General features: G+C 46.8%; 9 protein-coding genes. 6 read left to right on the forward strand and 3 right to left on the reverse strand.

Annotated features, from left to right (window positions below):
• Nucleotides 1-458: 458 nt before the first annotated feature.
• The 3 genes from QUB63_RS34995 (at nucleotide 459) to QUB63_RS06790 (ending at nucleotide 7,636) form a co-directional block, all read left to right on the forward strand.
• Nucleotides 459-2,501, forward strand: a complete 2,043-nt coding sequence (locus QUB63_RS34995) for a patatin-like phospholipase family protein (RefSeq protein ID WP_442921773.1) — start codon at nucleotides 459-461, stop codon at nucleotides 2,499-2,501.
• Nucleotides 2,502-2,512: 11 nt separating this feature from the next.
• Nucleotides 2,513-3,073 carry a hypothetical protein gene (locus tag QUB63_RS06785; protein WP_332944031.1) on the forward strand — a complete coding sequence of 187 codons (561 nt, stop codon included), beginning with the start codon at nucleotides 2,513-2,515 and terminating at the stop codon, nucleotides 3,071-3,073.
• A 261-nt stretch (nucleotides 3,074-3,334) separates the two neighbouring features.
• Nucleotides 3,335-7,636, forward strand: coding sequence for an Ig-like domain-containing protein (locus QUB63_RS06790; protein ID WP_332944032.1), 4,302 nt, complete (start codon nucleotides 3,335-3,337; stop codon nucleotides 7,634-7,636).
• Nucleotides 7,637-7,883: 247 nt separating this feature from the next.
• Here QUB63_RS06790 and miaA read toward each other — a convergent pair whose 3' ends face one another.
• Nucleotides 7,884-8,807: a tRNA (adenosine(37)-N6)-dimethylallyltransferase MiaA gene (miaA, locus tag QUB63_RS06795; protein WP_332944033.1), complete on the reverse strand. Its 924-nt coding sequence runs from the start codon at nucleotides 8,805-8,807 to the stop codon at nucleotides 7,884-7,886.
• Nucleotides 8,808-9,071: 264 nt separating this feature from the next.
• Between miaA and gyrB the strand changes: the two genes are divergently transcribed.
• From gyrB to QUB63_RS06810, 3 genes are all read left to right on the forward strand, one after another.
• Nucleotides 9,072-12,317, forward strand: coding sequence for a DNA topoisomerase (ATP-hydrolyzing) subunit B (gene gyrB / locus QUB63_RS06800; protein WP_332944034.1), 3,246 nt, complete (start codon nucleotides 9,072-9,074; stop codon nucleotides 12,315-12,317).
• Nucleotides 12,318-12,726: 409 nt separating this feature from the next.
• Nucleotides 12,727-13,443: a biliverdin-producing heme oxygenase gene (locus tag QUB63_RS06805; protein ID WP_332944035.1), complete on the forward strand. Its 717-nt coding sequence runs from the start codon at nucleotides 12,727-12,729 to the stop codon at nucleotides 13,441-13,443.
• A 201-nt stretch (nucleotides 13,444-13,644) separates the two neighbouring features.
• Nucleotides 13,645-13,785 (forward strand): hypothetical protein, encoded by a 141-nt coding sequence (locus QUB63_RS06810; RefSeq protein WP_332944037.1) that lies wholly within the window; start codon nucleotides 13,645-13,647, stop codon nucleotides 13,783-13,785.
• Nucleotides 13,786-14,080: 295 nt separating this feature from the next.
• On the opposite strand, the gene QUB63_RS06815 is transcribed toward QUB63_RS06810, so the two are convergent.
• Together QUB63_RS06815 and mfd are read right to left on the reverse strand one after the other, a co-directional pair.
• Nucleotides 14,081-14,734 (reverse strand): S-layer homology domain-containing protein, encoded by a 654-nt coding sequence (locus QUB63_RS06815; RefSeq protein WP_332944038.1) that lies wholly within the window; start codon nucleotides 14,732-14,734, stop codon nucleotides 14,081-14,083.
• Between the two features lie 560 nt (nucleotides 14,735-15,294).
• Entirely contained in the window at nucleotides 15,295-18,855 is a 3,561-nt protein-coding gene (gene mfd, locus QUB63_RS06820) for a transcription-repair coupling factor (protein ID WP_332944040.1), read from the reverse strand.
• Nucleotides 18,856-19,097 lie beyond the last annotated feature (242 nt).

The following is a 19,097-nucleotide window of genomic DNA, read 5'->3' on the forward strand; positions in this document are numbered from 1 at the left end:
TATTTAGTGCGCCACATCCGGGTAAGGCGGTATTGTCCACCTAACTTCTAAAAGCTTTAGTTGAAGCAAACTTGCATTCGTTGTTAGGTCAGCAGAGATGGGTGTGCGATCGCTTTTTGGTTATCTGGAAGGGAAAAGAGCGATCGCCCATACAATCAGCCTTCTGCACTCATCAATGATACAGGCGATCGCTCTTTTTTCAGTTGGGATGGTAAAGTGCGATCGCAAGTTTCACAAACTCAAAAAAACGACTCCCGTCAAACATAGTTCATTTAGCTAACTACTGAGTTATAGAGTCATAGCGTTTGTATTTATTAGATTATTTATTGTGGTAGCATCGACATATTGGCAAGCAAATGTACGCCCTAGCAAAACGCGCTCAGGGGCAGATTATACGACTCTTTTGTAAATCAAGAAGATGTCGTCCCTTTTGGTTTTAGTTTGAAAGGAGAAGTTCCATGTCAACAGAGTTTTTGAATACAACTGAATCTTCAGTGTTTTTAGGTGATAAAGAAGAATGTGATTTAGTCATGAAGGGGGGTGTGACGAGTGGAATTGTTTATCCACCGATTGTTCTAAAGCTTGCGAAAAAGTATCGCTTTCGTAGTATTGGAGGAACCTCCGCCGGAGCGATCGCAGCAGCAGTTACAGCAGCCGCAGAATACGGACGGGACACGGGAGGTTTTACAAAGCTCAAGGATATAAGCGACCAACTTAGTCAAGAAAACTTCTTACGCAACCTATTTCAACCTTCCGAAGAAACCCAACCCTTAATGGACACCTTGGAGGCTGTTTTTATTTACAGTAAACAACAAGAAAAAAAGAAAAAAACAAACGATAAAAAATATCAAAAGCTAAGTCCCCTGCAAAAATTCTTGGGCTTTTTCCAGTTGGCTCGATTTCTTCGCAAAACTTTTCGCTCCAAACACCAGAGGGTGTTCGCAATTGGATCGAGTAGAGGTTTTGCGATCGGTTTAATCCTGGCATTGTTCTTATCAGGTTTCTCTTTTCTAGTATTTTTTTTAATGGCTCAGTTGACGGGTGGTAGTTTAAGCGGAGGGAGCTTTATTATACTCTTGCTGCTACTAAGCGTACCGTTGGCTTGGATAGGGTTGTGGATTGGAGGTTTAGGTGTTGGTGTCTATGATTTGTACGGCACCCTTACTAAAAAAGTGCCGAATAACTTTTTTGGAATGTGCAGTGGGCGAAAAAACAATCCCACATTTAATGGCTCGGAAGCGCTGACTGATTGGCTGACTGCCAAAATCAACTATCTTGCCGGAATGGATGCAAACGGTGAGCCACTTACTGTTGGCAAGCTAAAGCAAAAGTGCATTGATCTCAAGCTGGTGACATCTAACCTGAGTCACACTAAACCCTATGTACTGCCTTTCGACAACCACGCTTTTATTTTTAATCAGGAAGAGTTTTCCAAGCTATTTCCGCCGAACGTCGTAGAATATATGACGCGATGTGCTTACCGAAGCAAAACCGTCGAGTTGCCTGAGGGTTTTCATTTCTTGCCTGAAGCAGACAATTTGCCAGTGGCAGTCGCGATGCGGATGAGCCTCAGCTTTCCTATATTGCTCGCTGCCGTTCCTCTCTACACGATTAGTAGATTTGCCTGGAAACGCCAACAAGGCAAAGAAAAACTTCAACTTACGAAGGAGGATTTGCAACTGAATTGGTTTAGTGACGGAGGCATCTCTAGTAACTTTCCGATCCACCTTTTCGATGAGTGGTTGCCAAGCCGCCCCACTTTTGGAATCAACCTGACCTCGTTGCCACGCGACGCATTTAAGGACGAAAAGAAGACTCAGCTAAAAGCAGATGCTGCCAGCGTCGTTACCAATCCAGTTCTAGAAAACCTGGGCGAGCACCTAGACGAATTTGATGTCGATAGAGAGGAACTCTATCAATCAATTTACCTTCCCAAGGCAAATCATCGCCCAGTTCAGGAGTGGGCAGAAATCCCCAAGTTGAGCAATTTTATCCGGGCAATTTGGTTAACAGCGCAGAACTACCACGACAATACCCAGTCGATGCTGCCAAGTTATAGGGAACGGGTGGTGCAGATTCGTTTAAGTGATGGTGAAGGTGGACTGAATTTGTCTATGAACAATAAAACTCTTAAGAAGGTGAAAGAAAAGGGGGAGATAGCTGGAGAAAAAATATTAAATGATTTCAATTTCAAACATCATCAATGGGTGCGTTTTCAGGTATTGATGGGTCTGCTGGAGACTGAACTTACAAGTATGGAACAGGTGTTGCGAGACAATAGTTTCCCCTGGGAGACGCTGGTGAATGAGCAGCAGGATAATAATGAGCAGCAGGATAAGAATGATAAATATCCCTACCGTCGCTCCGGGGGGTGGTGCGACGAAGCATTGAAGCGTGTCCAGAAGATGCAGGATCTTGTCGAAGGTTGGCGTGATTCGTCTCTTATTGACGATAACACTCCACGCCCCCCTTCTGTAGTGCGCGTGACGCCAAAACTTTAGGAGGTAAGAAAATGCAATTGTGGCATCCACTCCATTTAATCCCCAGTGGTTTAACTCATTGGCTAGTATTGGGACTGTTAGTTGCTCTGATTTTGGGATTGGCACCAAAGACAAACCTGCGATCGCTCCAAACCCCCGGTAAAGCTCCCTGGGGTATTGTTTCTCTTGAATTGGCAGGCAATGAGGAGAAAGCTAGCGCCATGATTGCCTCCTGGCAGCAGGCGGGGGCATACGACGATGCTTTAAGCAGCCTGTATTGGGATAATTTCTTTCTACTGGCTTATTCAACGGCGATCGCTTTAGGCAGCCAGATGGCTGCTGATAGGCTGCACGCGCCTGGAACTTTGGAGTACAACTTAGCGATTCTACTGGCTTGGGCGCAATGGCTGGCAGCGGTACTCGATCGAACAGAAAATTTCGCGCTTGAGAAAATGCTTCGGGGCGCTGTAAAAACTCCCTGGCCTGAGATCGCTTGGTGGTGTGCTGTACCCAAGTTCATCATCGTTTTTGTAGGGCTAGGCTATGTAGCGATCGCCTTCATTATCTGGCTCGTTGCTCTCCTAAAAACCTAAAGCCAAATACTTTCCGCAGGTTACGCGATGCCTCAGATCCGAGCGAAATGCGCGATCGAAAACGAAAGTTTGTTTTCACCCAATCGCAATCAACCCAATCGTAATTAGACTAGCTGCACCAATTTGTTTCAGTGAATGGGCGAAGTGCGATCGCTCATTCACTGAAAGATAAAAGCGAGGTTGCTACTCACTGAGTTGACGCGGACAAAGATTCTCATTGTTTCTGAAATGCAAATACCACAACAAACAAGGAAATAATTTATGAGCGCTTTTTACAAATTCGATGTCATTGCAGATGCAAATAAAAAGGGATGGAAAAGTATAGGAGACAACCCATCGATTAATGATAAGGGCATCGTAGCTTTTATGGCTACTCCCGATATATCAACTGATATTTTTGCTGGCCCGTTCAATGGCGAACCAATTAGAGATATTACAGGGAGTAATTCTGTAGCTGCTAATTCCACACGGGCTGTTCAGATTAATAATGACAACAAAATCGTAACTCAGGATTCAAGGATCGATGCTAATTTTAAAGCTATCGGCGCAATTAGGGTCAGGAATGCTGACAAGCCAGGAGCAACAAAAGATGAAAATTTTGAAAATATTGTAACGACTACTGGCAGTATTTTGGATTCTTTCGATACCGTCTTTAGCCAGCCAAGCATCAACAACAAGGGAGAAGTAGTTTTCTCTGCTTTAGACGATGTAAATCGGTTATTAGCAACTGAGGCATCTATTACATATAATACAATTCCGCTCTCAACGCAATCTGCTGTAGCAGCGCGTCCCATGATTGCTGACAACGGACAGATTGTTGTGCGGTTTGGCAATAAGCTTGGGGATGGAACGACTCCACCTTCGCCGATTAAGTTGTTTGATTACGACTTAAGTAAGTCTGTTGATATCGCCACTGCGAGTCCAGTTCCTGGTAGTATAGGATTTATTCAACTGGGTATGAGTCCGGGTATTAGCGATGATGGAAACATCGTTGTTTTTGCAGGCGATCGAGGCGATGGCCCAGGTATTTTTGCCAGGATCAATAGCACTGGCAAAATCATTACCATTGCCGGAGAAAATAATAAGGAACCCAAACCGGAATTAGGATATGACGACTCAGAGAATCCTATATTCTTAGATACCTTTGATCTGGACAATAGAGTGGCTGTTTCTTACCTAGATAAAGAAGGAAAAAGTATAACGGCCGGTGATAGCTTTGTTGTTTCTTTTATCGGTAAGCCAAACAAACCTAGCCGCAACAATCCGCTCACTAATCTACCTTTCTTTTTTTCAGAACAAAAAGGTCTTTGGACTGTTCGCGTTACAGTGGAGAAACCCCTATATCCTACCGCACCACTTGATGTACTTGATTTTAATAAAACCAGTCCGATTCCTGTCATCCAACTAGGTGATAAGATTAATGACGCCACAGTTCAAAATATCGCCGTCTATGACCCTCTCGGCAAAGCCACAACAGATGTTAGCAAGCAACAACCAGGAGACCACAGGCTTGCTTTTTGGGCTTCTACGGATCGAGGGGATATGGTGGTGCGTGCCGAGCATCTGGATACCGATGGAGATGGCTTGCTAGATGATTGGGAGACTAATGGAATTGACATTGACAGGGATGGGAAAATAGACCTCAACCTGGCGGCAATGGGAGCCAACCCTCTTCGGAAAGACCTGTTTCTAGAAATTGATTGGTTAAAGCCGGATCAGGTCGCGAATGGAAGCAAAACAATAAACCGTGATTTTTCTCCAGAACCAGAAGCGATCGATTTTCTCGTGAAAATGTTTGCCAAGGCACCGCTAACAAATCCAGATGGCAGCAATGGCATCACTGTTCATGTTGATGCTGGAAAGACTCTTTATCGAAATATGAGTCCTTTGGCAGGAGGTCCTGTCAACCCGCTATATCTTCAAGGTGGAGATCAGATTGCCGAAGCAGGTACTGGAAAACACATTGATGTTGTTTACTTTGGGAAGACATCACCTAATGTTGAAGGTAAGGTAGCCCGTTCTTTTGAAGATATTAAAAATAATTTTTTCGGCACAACGACGCAACGAGCGAGGGAATTGGCTTTCCGTTACGTTGTTTTTGCCGATCTGAACTCAACACTAAATAATGGCAATGCAGGTATTGCAGAAGGAGCGTTTTATAAGCTGGTAGATCAGGGTGGGAAGATTATTGACAGTCAAAGCGATCTGCGTACAATTCCTGGAAATGACCTGATTATATCTCTTCAAGGAAAGGATTTCGCTACAAAAGAAGTTAGGGAATTTGTTCAAGGGCAGACCTTAGTTCATGAGCTTGGACACACGCTTGGATTGCGTCATGGGGGTCTCGACACTGAAACAACTTTTCCACCTGGACTTTCAGACCATAAGCCAGAGATTTATAAATCTAAGGCTCCGTATAAAAGCCTGATGAGTTACATTTACCAATTGTCCCCAGATACAAGTGGTAAGCGGATCAGGGACTATTCTCGAAAAGGCGATCCAATTTTTGACGACTGGAGCAATATTAAACTTGGTTTTGCTTCCTACTTTCCTACGTTAGGCAATAGCTTTGGTCGGACAAGCTTGTTTGGAGCGACCTTATCAGATGTTAAGGAACCCGAACTCGATCTCGACATAGTTGAGCAGATCATAAAAAAGGAAGCACCCACAGTTAGTATTGACTTTCCTGCGACTGGTACAGCAATTTCAAATAGTAGCGATTTAACAGTGAAGGTAACAGCGACTGATAACTTTGGTATTGAATCAGTGAAGGTTTCGTTTGATATAAACGGTAATGGAACTCTTGAAAATTCCACCGAAACTACTGTAGCGACTCAGACAGAACCTAATAAGTATCAAGCAACTTTTGCTAATATTTCTGGGTTGAACGGTGAGAGAACTATCACGGTCACTGCATTTGATACTTCAGAATTGACATCAATCGCGACTATAAGTGTTAATGTCGGTGAGGTTTCCAGCAACAACCCACCAGTAGCAAACAATGACAAAACCCTAACAATTTTAGAAGATGCCGTCGCTACAACCTTGGGTATCACAGCACCAACTGATGCCAATAGCGACCCACTAACTATTACAATTGACGCGGTGCCAAATGTAACTAAAGGTGTGGTTCGATTAGCTGATAATACAGCAGTGGCAGTTGGAAATACCTTAACGGTTGATAAACTAACAGGATTATTATTTGCTCCTGTTGCAAATGCCAAGGGTGCGGCTGGAACCTTTAGCTATACTGTCAACGACGGTAAAGGCGGGACAGACTCTCAAATTGTGACGCTGGAAATCACTGCCGTCAACGATGCACCGATCGCACAAGATGACACAGCTACCACCAATCAAAATACGGCAATTGCGATCGCTCTAACAACACTGCTAGCTAACGATAGCGATGTGGACGGCGATGCTTTAAATATTAGCAATGTCGGCAATGCAACTAACGGTAGTGTTGTGCTCAACCAAAATAGTAATGTCGTTTTCACCCCTGCTACTAATTTCACAGGAGAGGCGACGTTTGATTATACGGTGAGTGACAGCAATGGCGCTAGTGACACGGCCAAAGCGATCGTCACAGTGAAAGCTGTTAGCGACCCTAATCCCACTCCCACCCCGACACCCACCCCGACCCCTAATCCCACCCCGACCCCTAATCCCACTCCCACCCCGACACCCAATCCGATTCCAGAACCGACCCCTAATCCCACTCCCATCCCGACACCCACTCCGATTCCAGAACCGCCACCCACTCCGATTCCAGAACCGACACCCACTCCGATTCCCACCCCGAGCCCTAATCCCACTCCCACCCCAAGCCCTAATCCCACTCCCACCCGGACACCCAATCCCACTCCCACCCCGACACCCACTCCGATTCCAGAACCGACACCCACTCCGATTCCAGAACCGACACCCACTCCGATTCCAGAACCGACGCTAACACTTGAGGGGAGCGATCGCAATGACACCCTAATTGGCACTAACAGTAACGACCTCATCATAGGTCGTCAAGGTGATGATGTCTTAATCGGTAAGTTGGGAAATGACAGTCTTTTTGGCGGAAAGGGTAATGACTTACTCTATGGCAATCAAGGTGAAGACGTTCTCCATGGCAACCAAGGGAACGATACCGTCTATGGCGGTAAAGGTAATGATGTTGTCCGCGGCGGTAAAGACGATGACCTACTTTCCGGCAACCTTGGAAATGACACCCTCTTTGGTGATTTAGGAAATGATACTGTCAGGGGTGGTGCTGGTGATGACCTACTTGATGGTGGGTTAGGCAATGATTTACTCACAGGTGGTGAGGGTCGCGATATCTTTGTGCTGAGCGCCGGTGCAGGAGTGGACACCATTACTGACTTCCAGACTGGTCAAGATTTACTGGGATTAGCTAGCGGTCTAAAATTTGACCAGTTGACGATTAGCCAAGGCACTGGTGCTCAGGCGCAGGATACCCTCATCCGCCTTGCTACTACTGGCGAATTGTTAGCGTCTTTAACTGGTTTTTCATCAAGCTCGATTACCCAAGATATGTTCCCTCTTGTCTGAAACAGTGGTTCAAGGCAGAAATATTCTGCTTCCCTGACAGCAGCAATTCTTAAGTGGCAAATAGTTGTCTAAACTTACCTATACTTATTTACTTTAGGTAAGTTGAGTAAGGATAACACTGCGTGTTATCCTTACTTAAAAACCTTAAAAGTGTTTAAGTCCCGTTAACTTAATTTAACCTCAATTTTTTATGGTGTTGAGCAAGGGGGTTTCTGGGTTTTATGTTTTTTGTGCGAGCCGGTTCGGATTATTGCCGATCGCCAAAATCTTCGTTGACAAACTCCTGCACTCTCTGCCAAACCCGCTCCAAGAAATCAGGCGTGCTAACATCAAACCATTCAATTTCAGGATACGCTCGAAACCAAGTCCGCTGTCTCTTCGCAAATTGCCGCGTGTGCAAAATTGTTAATTCTTTGGCTTCTTCCAGCTTAATGTCGCCAGCTAAATATTGTTTCATTTCTTGATAGCCCAGGGTATCCAACAGCGGTAAGTCGCAGCCGTATTTTTTACACAAATATTCTACTTCAGCCAGCCAACCGCGTTCTAGCATTTGTTCGGTGCGCTGTTCGATCCGATCGCCCAAAACATCAATATCACAATCCAACCCAATTTGTAGAATAGGATAATTGGGAGGATTTTCGCCCTGCTGTTCGGAAATAGAGCGCCCGGTGACATAAAATACTTCGAGTGCTCTTAAGGTTCTGACGGAATCGTTGAGGTGAATTTTATCGGCGGCCGATCGATCGACCTGCTGCAAAATCGCGTAACATTGAGATTGTCCGAGTTCGGCAAGTTGCGATCGCAATTCGGGCATCGGCGCTACCCTCGGAATTTTCAAACCCCTGACAATCGATTTGATATACAAGCCCGTTCCTCCCACCAAAAACAGCGGCCCTTTCAGGGGAAAATCGACATCAGCAATTAATTTTTGAGCTTGCTGCTGGAATTGGGCGAGTGTTAGAGTTTCTGTCGGATCGCAGATGTCAATTAAGTGATGCGGTACATTCGCGCGATCGACCGCCGTCGGTTTTGCCGTTCCGATGTCAAATTCGCGGTACACTTGACGGGAGTCAGCGCTCAGGATCGAAGATTGCAGTCGATCGGCTAAAGCCACAGCCACTCCTGACTTCCCCGTCGCCGTCGCCCCGCAAATTGTAATTAATCTAAACATAAGCTGTCGCACACTTAAAAAACATATTTAATTTCCCCATAAAAACCGTCAAATCCCCGAATCCTCTCTCCTTCGGCTAATTGACGGCGCTACGCCTCGTCCATCCCGAAGCAATCTCAAAACTATTCCCCCTGCGTCCCCCCGATAAATTTCCATTCAGAAAGCCCTAGCATCGCCATTAACGGTTTTGTGCTATAATTTTAGGAGTTTTCCCATTTTAGAAGCTTTTGGGGCTTAAGGCCTCATTATTGGAGCTATTTTTGTATGACCAGCAGCTACAGCGCCGACCAGATTCAAGTTCTCGAAGGTCTCGAAGCAGTCCGCAAACGACCGGGGATGTACATCGGTACCACCGGCCCGCGAGGACTCCACCATCTAGTTTACGAGGTTGTGGACAATTCCATCGATGAGGCGCTGGCTGGCCACTGCACTCACATCGAGGTTGACTTCAACGCCGACGGTTCAGTCACTGTCACAGATGACGGCCGCGGCATTCCCACCGGCATCGTTGCCAAGACTGGCAAGTCGGGAATCGAAACAGTAATGACTGTACTGCACGCCGGCGGTAAGTTTGGCGGCGGCGGTTACAAGGTTTCTGGAGGGTTGCACGGTGTAGGTATTTCCGTTGTTAACGCGCTTTCGGAGTGGGTAGAGGTGACGGTTTGGCGCGACCAAAAAGAACATTTGCAGCGCTACGAACGAGGCATTCCAGTCAGCGAACTTAGCGCCAAGCCCAGCAAAGGAAATCGCACCGGTACTTCAGTTAGTTTCCTGCCAGACCATCAGATATTTAGCACTGGCATTGAGTTTGATTACGCTATAGTTGCCGGACGCTTGCGAGAATTGGCTTATCTGAATGCGGGCGTGAGAATTACTTTTGCCGATCGGCGTTTGGAATTGCTCAAAAGTAGCGAACCCCACGTCGAAACTTATTGTTACGAAGGTGGCATCAAGGAATATGTCACCTACATGAACCGCGAGAAGCAGCCGCTGCACGAAGAGGTGATCTACGTGCAAGGCGAACGCAACAACGTGCAGATAGAAGTGTCTTTGCAGTGGTGCGTCGATGCTTTTAGCGACAACGTTCTGGGTTTTGCGAACAACATTCGGACGATCGACGGCGGTACGCACTTAGAAGGCTTGAAGGCTGTCTTGACGCGGACGATGAATTCGATCGCCCGCAAGCGCAACAAAATCAAAGAAAACGAGCCCAACCTCGCCGGCGAAAACGTCCGCGAAGGTTTAACAGCCGTGATTTCGGTCAAAGTCCCAGACCCGGAATTTGAAGGTCAAACTAAAACTAAGCTAGGCAATACCGAAGTCCGGGGAATTGTCGATTCCTTGGTAGGCGAAGTATTGACAGAATATTTGGAGTTTCGCCCCCAAGTAGCCGACGCTATTTTGGAAAAAGCAATTCAGGCATTTAAAGCCGCTGAAGCAGCCCGCCGCGCCCGCGATTTAGTCCGCCGAAAATCCGTCTTAGAATCGTCTCCTTTGCCCGGGAAATTAGCGGACTGTAGCTCCAGAGACCCCGCCCTGTCTGAGATATACCTGGTCGAGGGGGATTCTGCAGGGGGCTGTTTGTTTTCATTTCAAGGAATAATATTAGCTGACGGTACTACAAAAACTATCAAAGAGATAGTTGACGAACAACGCGACGGTAAAGAACACTTTTGCTACACGATTCGCGAGAGTGGAAACATCGGGTTTGAGCGGATAACTAACGCTCGCATGACTAAAGCAAATGCTGAAGTTATCAAATTGACATTAGACAGTGGGGAGACAATCACTTGTACCCCCGACCATCCATTCATGTTGCGGGATGGCACTTACAAAGCAGCAGCCATGCTGACACCGTTCGATTCATTAATGCCGTTCCACACCAAGTTGTCGGAAAAAACCAAGCAGGGCCAGGGACTTAACGGTTACGAAATGGTTTGGAATCCCAACAGTGACAAGTGGATTTACAGTCATCTGTTATCGGATTTCTACAACCTGAAACACGGTGTTTATCAAGCATCAGACGGCAATCACCGCCACCACGTTGACTTCAACAAACTCAACAACAATCCGACCAATATTCAGCGAATGCCCGCTGAGGATCACTTGGCTTTACACCGCGCCAACCTTGATAAAACATTGCACAGGCCGGATGTCATTGAAAAGAGCCGTCAAGCTCACATGACTGATGAATTTCGGGCGATGATGAAAGAGCGGATGCAGCATCCTGAAACCAGGCAAATTCTCTCTGAACAGGCGAAAGCTCAGTGGGAAGATGAAGAGTATAAAGCTTACATGACGAGCAAGTGGCGGGAGTTTTACGACACTAATGAAGATTATCGCGAGCAAAATAATGAACTGCTCAACCAAGCGCAGCAAGAGTATTGGAGCTCTGAAGAAAACCGCTTAGCTCAGTCGGAACGGGTTCGCAATCATTTTGCTAACAATCCTGAAGCGCGGGAGGCTCATTCACAATTTGCCAAAGAACAGTGGCAAAATGAGGAGTTGCTGGACTGGCGGCGGGAGAAAACTAAGGAACAGTGGACGCCGGAGTTTCGCCGCAAACGCAAAGCAGCTTTGGACGAAACTTATTACCGCAAAACTCTGGAAGCATTGAAGACTGTTCAATTGAAATGGGGCTGGATTAATGTAGATTATTACAATATTTATCGGAGGACAAAAAAAGACAAGTGTTTGTTGAAGTATGAGACGTTTTGCGATCGCTACTTTAATGGTGACGAAGTATGTGCTCGCCAAGCGGTTCGTAACTACAACCACCGCGTTGTGTCGATCGAACATTTGGAGGAACGACACGATGTTTACGACATCGAAGTGCCTAACAGCCACAACTTTGCCTTAGCTGCGGGAATTTTTGTGCACAACAGCGCGAAGCAAGGGCGCGATCGCCAATTCCAAGCAATCCTGCCTTTGCGCGGTAAAATTCTCAACATCGAGAAAACCGACGACGCCAAAATCTACAAAAATAACGAAATTCAGTCGTTAATTACAGCCCTGGGTTTGGGCATCAAAGGCGAAGAATTCGATCCGGGTCAATTGCGGTATCACCACATAGTGATCATGACTGACGCTGATGTAGATGGGGCGCACATCCGCACGCTGTTGCTGACCTTCTTCTACCGCTACCAGCGCGCGCTTGTAGAACAAGGTTACATCTATATTGCCTGCCCTCCTCTATACAAAGTAGAACGGGGACGCAATCACTACTACTGTTACAGCGATCGCGAAATGAACAATCTGATCCGCAACGAATTTCCGGCGAATGCCAACTACACCATCCAGCGGTTCAAAGGTTTGGGCGAAATGATGCCGACACAGTTGTGGGATACCACGATGAACCCGGAAACTCGGACGCTGAAACGGGTGGAGATTGAAGACGCAGCAGAGGCCGATCGCATCTTTACGATCTTAATGGGCGATCGAGTCGCCCCCCGCCGCGAATTCATCGAAACCTACGGCCCCAAACTCAACCTCCTCGACTTGGACATCTAAGTTAGTTGACAGTTGACCGCTTGACAGTTGACCTGTGGCAGTTGGCAGTTGGCAGTAGTCTGTTGGCAGTTGACAGTTGACAGTTGACAGTTGACAGTTGACAGTTGTTTGCTGGCGAGGATGAATCATTAGTCATTAGTCATTAGTTAGTGGCTGATGACTGATGGCTACTGAATGACTGATGACTGATGACCGATGGCTACTGAATGACTGACTACTGCCAACTGTCAACTGTCAACTGTCAACTGTCAACTGCCAACTGACTACTGACTACTGACTACTGCCAACTTTTGTTATAAAAATTAATACAATCTCTCATCAAATTGATTTAAGGTAAATGCTTAGGTAAATTTTAGATTTTTGGCGCATCCATCAGCTACCACAAAAATAGAAGGTTGGACAATATAGCATGAGCATCAATTTAGCGACCAAATTACGCGAGGGAACGAAAAAGTCCCACACTATGGCAGAAAACGTCGGTTTTGTCAAGTGTTTTTTAAAAGGCGTTGTAGAAAAAACTTCTTACCGGAAGTTAGTAGGAAACCTCTACTTTGTCTACTCGGCAATGGAAGAGGAAATGGAACGCCAAAAGCAGCATCCGGTTGTTTCAAAAATTTACTTTTCTGAGTTGAATCGCAAACAAAGCTTAGAAAAAGATTTGTTCTACTACTACGGCGCAAATTGGCGGGAACAAGTATCCCCGTCACCAGCCGCTCGCGCCTACGTGCAGCGGATTCACGAAATCTCGGCGACCGCACCGGAACTGTTAGTAGCTCAGTCTTACACTCGCTACCTAGGCGATTTATCCGGCGGACAAATCCTCAAGGGAATTGCTCAGCGCGGCATGAATCTTACCGAGGGAGAAGGCACTGCTTTTTACGAATTCCAGGATATTCCTGATGAAAAAGAGTTCAAAGCTAACTACCGTCAGGCAATGAATGAATTGCCGATTGACGAAGCTACAGCAGAGCGCATTGTTGACGAAGCTAATGCAGCTTTTGGCATGAACATGAAGATGTTTATGGAGTTAGAAGGCAATTTGATTAAAGCTGTCGGTCAGATGCTTTTCAACACCCTGACGCGGAAGCGCGGCGGCGGCAGTACCGAATTGGCTACTGCTGAGTGAGTCAGTCGATTTTAGATTTTAGATTTTAGATTTTAGATTTACTCGCCCTCAGGAATCTGAGAGCTTGAACAAAAGTCTAAAATTTGGGAATCGATGCTCGTGACTGTACGTGGGACGGTACCTGTTTTTGGGTGGGAGCAATACCCATTGGTAATAATTTGAGCCTCGTTTAAGAGGAAAACTTTAAATCCTGGGGGTTTGATGGCTGCTTTAACAGTCACCAAAGCTCCGGGATTTTGCATGGCGTTGGAATTGCGGGCGAGTCCCTACGGGATAGCTACGCTTCAGGACTTTTTGCAGCAGAAAGAAGTTCGGCAACGAAGCACTAGAGCTATTGCATAAATCATTCATTGATACAGAAACCGCAGATTTCAGTTGACAGTTGACCGCTTGACAGTTGACCTGGGACAGCTTGAGAGCGACCTCTACCTAGAAGGAAGAGGATTGGAGTAATGAATAGTCTGATTTTAATTTCTCCCTCACTCGTGAGAGGCTTTCAACCAATTCTTTCTGGTAAGGCAGATAAACACAGATTAACGCAGATAATTTTAAGATAATTGGGGGTTTTGGCAATTGCTCGTCTACTGTACCGTCTCCCATTCTCCCATTCTCCCATTCTCCCCCTCGGACATTCTCCTTAACGCCCCATGCCGCGATTAGGTGGCTCCTCATTCGGGACAGGCAAAGAAGTCGGCCTTACCTGCCGCTCCAAATACTTGCTCAAAGCGTAAGCAATATCTCCGCGAGTCATCGGCTTCAAAGGATTAATCTGATTAGTTGCAACATCAACATTCACAAACCCTTCATAAAGTGCAGTAGCCATAGACTTTCTAGCCCAATCAGGGATTTCCCCTGCATCTGGATACTTAGCTAAAATCTCGGCAATGGTGGCCTCGGGAAACTGAAAAACCCCGTAAGCTTGAGCAAAAATTGCCAAAGCTTCAGCGCGAGTCACCCTTTGATTTGGGAAAAACATTCCGTCGCGATATCCCCTCATCGTTCCCGTTTTCAAAGCAGTTTGAATCGCACTGTAAGCCCAGTAACTCTTGGGTACGTCCGGCAATTCCATATCCGGTTTCTGAGCGGTTTTCCGCCGTTCCAAACCAAAAGTTTTCACTAAAATCACCGCCAAATCGGCGCGACTGAGAATGCCCTCAGCATTAAAATTGCCACTGGCATCTTGAGTCATCAGTCCTGCATTCACAACCCGGTCGATCGGGTCGATTATTTGTTGAGCTTTTACCACGATGGGTACTCCTTGCACTAGCGCGATCGCAAAAAAAACACACACTAACTTTTTCACGATTTTAATCCTTTCTGCCGCTAATACAATCATGAAAGCAGCAGTAATATTTTTTCCGGTTCTATCGGTATGATTCTTAGGGCTTACCAGAAAGAATTGGTTTAAAGCCCAAAGCTTTTTCGGGAGAAATTAAAATCAGACTATTCATTACTCCAATCCTCGGACTTCCAGGTAGATGTCGCCCTCATCTGTCCACTGTCAAGCGGTCAACAGAATGAAGCACTCGCCCACAAAGAAACCGGGTTTTTTAACCGAGATTAATGGTTTTAAGCCAGTATTTTTGTGAAAAACCCGGTTTCTGGCAACCCGTGCGGAGCGTCGATTTTCCATTTTTCGATTTGAGATTTACTCCACAAAAGATAGTGTTGGGAAAGAGTGAAACTCTGGGTTGTTTACACGAACGAGAGTTGGTCAGGTCCGGAGCGTCAATTTGAGATTTTAGATTTGGGATTTTGGATTCTAAATCGCAAATCCCAAATCTAAAATCTCAAATGGCATGACGCACCCTAGGACTACTGTTGCATGAGGAAAGAGAAATTGGTATTATCTTAAAAAACATTTGCTTCCGGCAAAGCACCCTGCATTTTACCCAACCAATCAATCAAATTATCCAACTGCTTTTCGGCACTCAAAACCGCCATACCCCGAATAGTAACCTTGCCCTTACTGTAGACAAAACGAGAATGTAAATGTTCCGGCAAATTAGCCTTAAGCAAATTCCAAGCAGGTTCCTCCATCGGCGTTTCCAAAACAATGTGCTGCTTGTTCTCCGGTTTAATCCGAGAAAAACCGATTTGCTTAGCGATTTGTTTGAGTTCGACAACACGAATCAGTTGCTGGGCCGGAAGAGGAATAGGCCCGTAGCGATCGCACCAATCGGCCCGAATCTGCTGCAACTCTTCTAAAGTATTAGCAGAAGCCACAGACCGGTAAGCGCTCATCTTTTGATCCAAATCCCCGATGTAATCGGCAGGAATAAAAGCCGTCAAACTCAGGTCGATTTGTGCATCCTCCACTTTCGGAATTTCCTGACCCTTAATTTCGCGAATTGCCTCCTCTAACATTTCAGCATACAAATCAAAACCGATCGCCTCCATTTGACCAGACTGTTCCGTACCCAAAATATCACCAGATCCCCGAATTTCCATATCTCGGACAGCCAACTGATAGCCCGATCCCAACTGCGCGAACTCTTGAATGGCCCGCAACCGCTGCCTTGCAGCATCCGACAGCTTGTTCTGCTTCGGATAAAACAGCCAAGCGTGAGCTTGAATCCCCGCACGTCCCACCCGTCCCCGCAACTGGTAAAGCTGACCCAAACCAAACTTCTGCGCGTCCTCAATCAAAATTGTATTGACACGGGGAATATCCAAACCCGACTCAATAATCGTAGTGCACACCAAAATATCAAACTGGGCCGCACTGAAAGTCAGCATGATCGATTCTAGTTCCGCAGCATCCATTTGACCGTGGGCGATCGCAATTCTCGCCCCCGGAACCATTTCCTGCAACGTATCCGCCAACTCATCAATCCCCTCAATCCGGGGTACAACATAAAAAACCTGACCCCCCCTGTCCAACTCTTGACGAATTGCAGTCCGCACCACCTCCAAATCGTAGGGAGCCAAATGAGTTTGAATCGGGCGGCGGCTCGGCGGCGGAGTCGCAATCAAACTCATCTCCCGAATCCCCGACAGCGACATATACAGAGTACGGGGAATCGGCGTCGCGGTGAGAGTCAAAACATCAACCTCGGTTTTCAGAGCTTTAATCGCTTCCTTTTGCTTCACCCCAAACCGCTGTTCTTCATCCACCACCAACAAACCCAAATCCCGAAATTTAATCGCTTTGCTCAAGACAGATTGAGTACCGACAATCACATCTAACTCCCCAGTTGCTAAACGTTTGTGAATCTCCCGGCGCTCGGTTTCACTGCGAAAGCGGTTGAGCAAACCAACTTCGATCGGATAAGGCGAAAAACGCTCTTTGAGGGTGTGATAGTGCTGTTGGGTCAAAATTGTCGTCGGTGCGAGCAAAGCCACCTGCTTGCCCGCTGTAACCGCCTTAAAAATAGCTCTCAGAGCGACCTCCGTCTTGCCAAAACCGACATCGCCGCAGACCAGGCGATCCATCGGTCGATCGCCCTCCATGTCGCGTTTCACATCCAGAGTAGCCTTCAACTGATCCGGCGTTGGTTGGTAGGGAAAAGAATCCTCCAACTCTTGCTGCCAAGGCATATCAGGAGGAAAAGCATAACCCTGTTGCTTAGCTCTTTTAGCGTAAAGATTCAACAAATCTACCGCTAATTTTTTAACCGCTTTGCGAACTTTTGTCTTAGTTTTTTCCCAAGTTTGACCAGTCAGCTTGTTGAGATCCGGCACTTTCTCGCCGACAGTCCGAAACCGCGACAGCGCACCCAATTGATCCGCCGCTACCCTGAGAGTACCGTCAGCGTATTGCAGCACCAAATATTCGCGAGTTTCCCGATCGATCGTCAAGCGTTCCAACTTCAGAAACTTGCCAACTCCGTGCTGGCGGTGCACCACAAAATCCCCCGGACTCAGCTTGTTCGGGTCAACCTTTTTAGAAGCAGCGCGGCGGCGCTTGCGGACGTAGCTAAATGTAGCGAGAGAATGCTGACCGTAGAATTCCCGATCGCTAATTAACACAATCCGAAAAGTCGGCAGAATAAACCCTTCCAACTCTGCCAGCCCGCTGTACTTCAAAGCCACAGGAACGTGCTGCAACTGCAACTTGTCGATCGCCAAAAAATCGCGCGGATTCACCACAAACTGAGCCGGACAGTCGTGTTCCGACAGCAGAGAAACCGATCGGCTCGGTTGAGCCGAAACCATAAACACCGTAAAACCCCGATCGCGCTCTTCGCGGAGCATTTGAGACAGCTTCGCAAATTGGTGGGGCATCACCGGCACAGGCCTGCTGGCCAAATTAATCGCAGGCGATAGCGGCTCGTTCCCGGAGGAACTTTTAATTTTTTGAGTAGTAGAATCTTCTGCTAATTCTGAAAGTTCTAGCCTGTCAAAAGCTGCGACATCTGCGATCGATTCAGTAAAAGTGCGGTGAATTTTCGGAACCTGCAAATTAGCAATTGGCAATCTTTCCGTTTCGCCATCCGCAACAACAGATTGATTGCAACTTTCCCACTGTTCCTGTGCATTCTCAAACCAGCGGTCGCTGTGACCTTCACATCCTTGCGGTTCGTCAACTACAACTAAAGTATTTTCTGGCAAATAATCTAACAAACAAGCTGGTTTTTCAAACGCTAAACCCAACAGCCTGCGGACAAATTTTTCGGCTTCATTTTCTGTGTCAACCAAGTCTATTTGGTTGATTTTGTCAAGCTTTTTTTCAGCTAAAACTGCTTTAATAATTGGGTTAAAGCTAGTCGGAGTTAAAACTAATCGATCGACCTTATCGAGCGATCGCTGGTTCGAGGGATCGAACTCGCGCAGTTGATCCAAAGTATCCCCGAACCATTCCAGCCGCACCGGCAACTCTGCCGCCACCGGAAACACATCGACAATATCGCCCCGCCGGCTCCACTGGCCCTCGGTTTCCACCAAATTCACCCGATCGTACCCCATCGAGGCAAGTTGGCGGTCAAGTATCTTCGAGTCTTGAACTTCGCCTCGTTTCAGCGTCAGACAGTAGGGTTCAAAAGCGTCCGGCGGCGGCAAGTGAGGCTGGAGGGCTCTTTCTGTGGCTACAATCGCGATCGGCTTCGACGAATTGGCGCTTTTTTGTTCATTGTCCACCAAATCCGCCAGCACCTGCATTTGCCCCCACGTCATTTCGTTCTCGTCGGAGTAAGATAGCTCGTAGGGGGAAGCTTCCGAAGTTGGGTAAAAATGTACGGTTTGCCAGCCCATCGCCTCTAATTGAGCTACCCAGCGGCCTGCTTCTTCCAAAGTAGCCGTCACGGCCAATAGGTTTCGCCCGGATTGCTGTGCGAGGGCGGAAGCTACTAAACCTTTTGGTAAGCGGGCGATGCCGTTAAGTTGGAGGCAGTGATGCCGTTTGAGCTTGTTGAGAAGTTCTGTGGCTAGGGGCGATCGCCCCAGGGTACGAATTATCGAAGAGAAAGTCATGCGCTGTTAATTTTTATCCCCGATGGGCGAAGGCTCTTGGGGGCTGCCTACTAAGTCCGATTGTACGACAAACATCTATCATTGTGCCGATCGGCTCTTGGCAGCGCCACTCAACTGCGGGTAGATTTCTGCTATATACCTTGTGTGAATATCTGGAACGTGCGATCGAAATGAGCCAGTTCCGTTAATCTAGGGACAGGTTGACAACAATTTCGATTTGGCGATCGAGATTGACAGCTTCC

The sequence above is a fragment of the Microcoleus sp. ARI1-B5 genome, from assembly GCF_036705795.1.
Classification (GTDB): domain Bacteria; phylum Cyanobacteriota; class Cyanobacteriia; order Cyanobacteriales; family Microcoleaceae; genus Microcoleus.

What these genes read in the sequence shown, in the direction of transcription:
- gyrB (WP_332944034.1), top strand. Translation starts at nt 9,072, where the DNA reads ATGACCAGCAGCTACAGCGCCGACCAGATTCAAGTTCTCGAAGGTCTC.
- QUB63_RS06805 (WP_332944035.1), top strand. Translation starts at nt 12,727, where the DNA reads ATGAGCATCAATTTAGCGACCAAATTACGCGAGGGAACGAAAAAGTCC.
- QUB63_RS06785 (WP_332944031.1), top strand. Translation starts at nt 2,513, where the DNA reads ATGCAATTGTGGCATCCACTCCATTTAATCCCCAGTGGTTTAACTCAT.
- QUB63_RS34995 (WP_442921773.1), top strand. Translation starts at nt 459, where the DNA reads ATGTCAACAGAGTTTTTGAATACAACTGAATCTTCAGTGTTTTTAGGT.
- miaA (WP_332944033.1), bottom strand. Translation starts at nt 8,807, where the DNA reads ATGTTTAGATTAATTACAATTTGCGGGGCGACGGCGACGGGGAAGTCA.
- QUB63_RS06790 (WP_332944032.1), top strand. Translation starts at nt 3,335, where the DNA reads ATGAGCGCTTTTTACAAATTCGATGTCATTGCAGATGCAAATAAAAAG.
- QUB63_RS06810 (WP_332944037.1), top strand. Translation starts at nt 13,645, where the DNA reads ATGGCTGCTTTAACAGTCACCAAAGCTCCGGGATTTTGCATGGCGTTG.
- mfd (WP_332944040.1), bottom strand. Translation starts at nt 18,855, where the DNA reads ATGACTTTCTCTTCGATAATTCGTACCCTGGGGCGATCGCCCCTAGCC.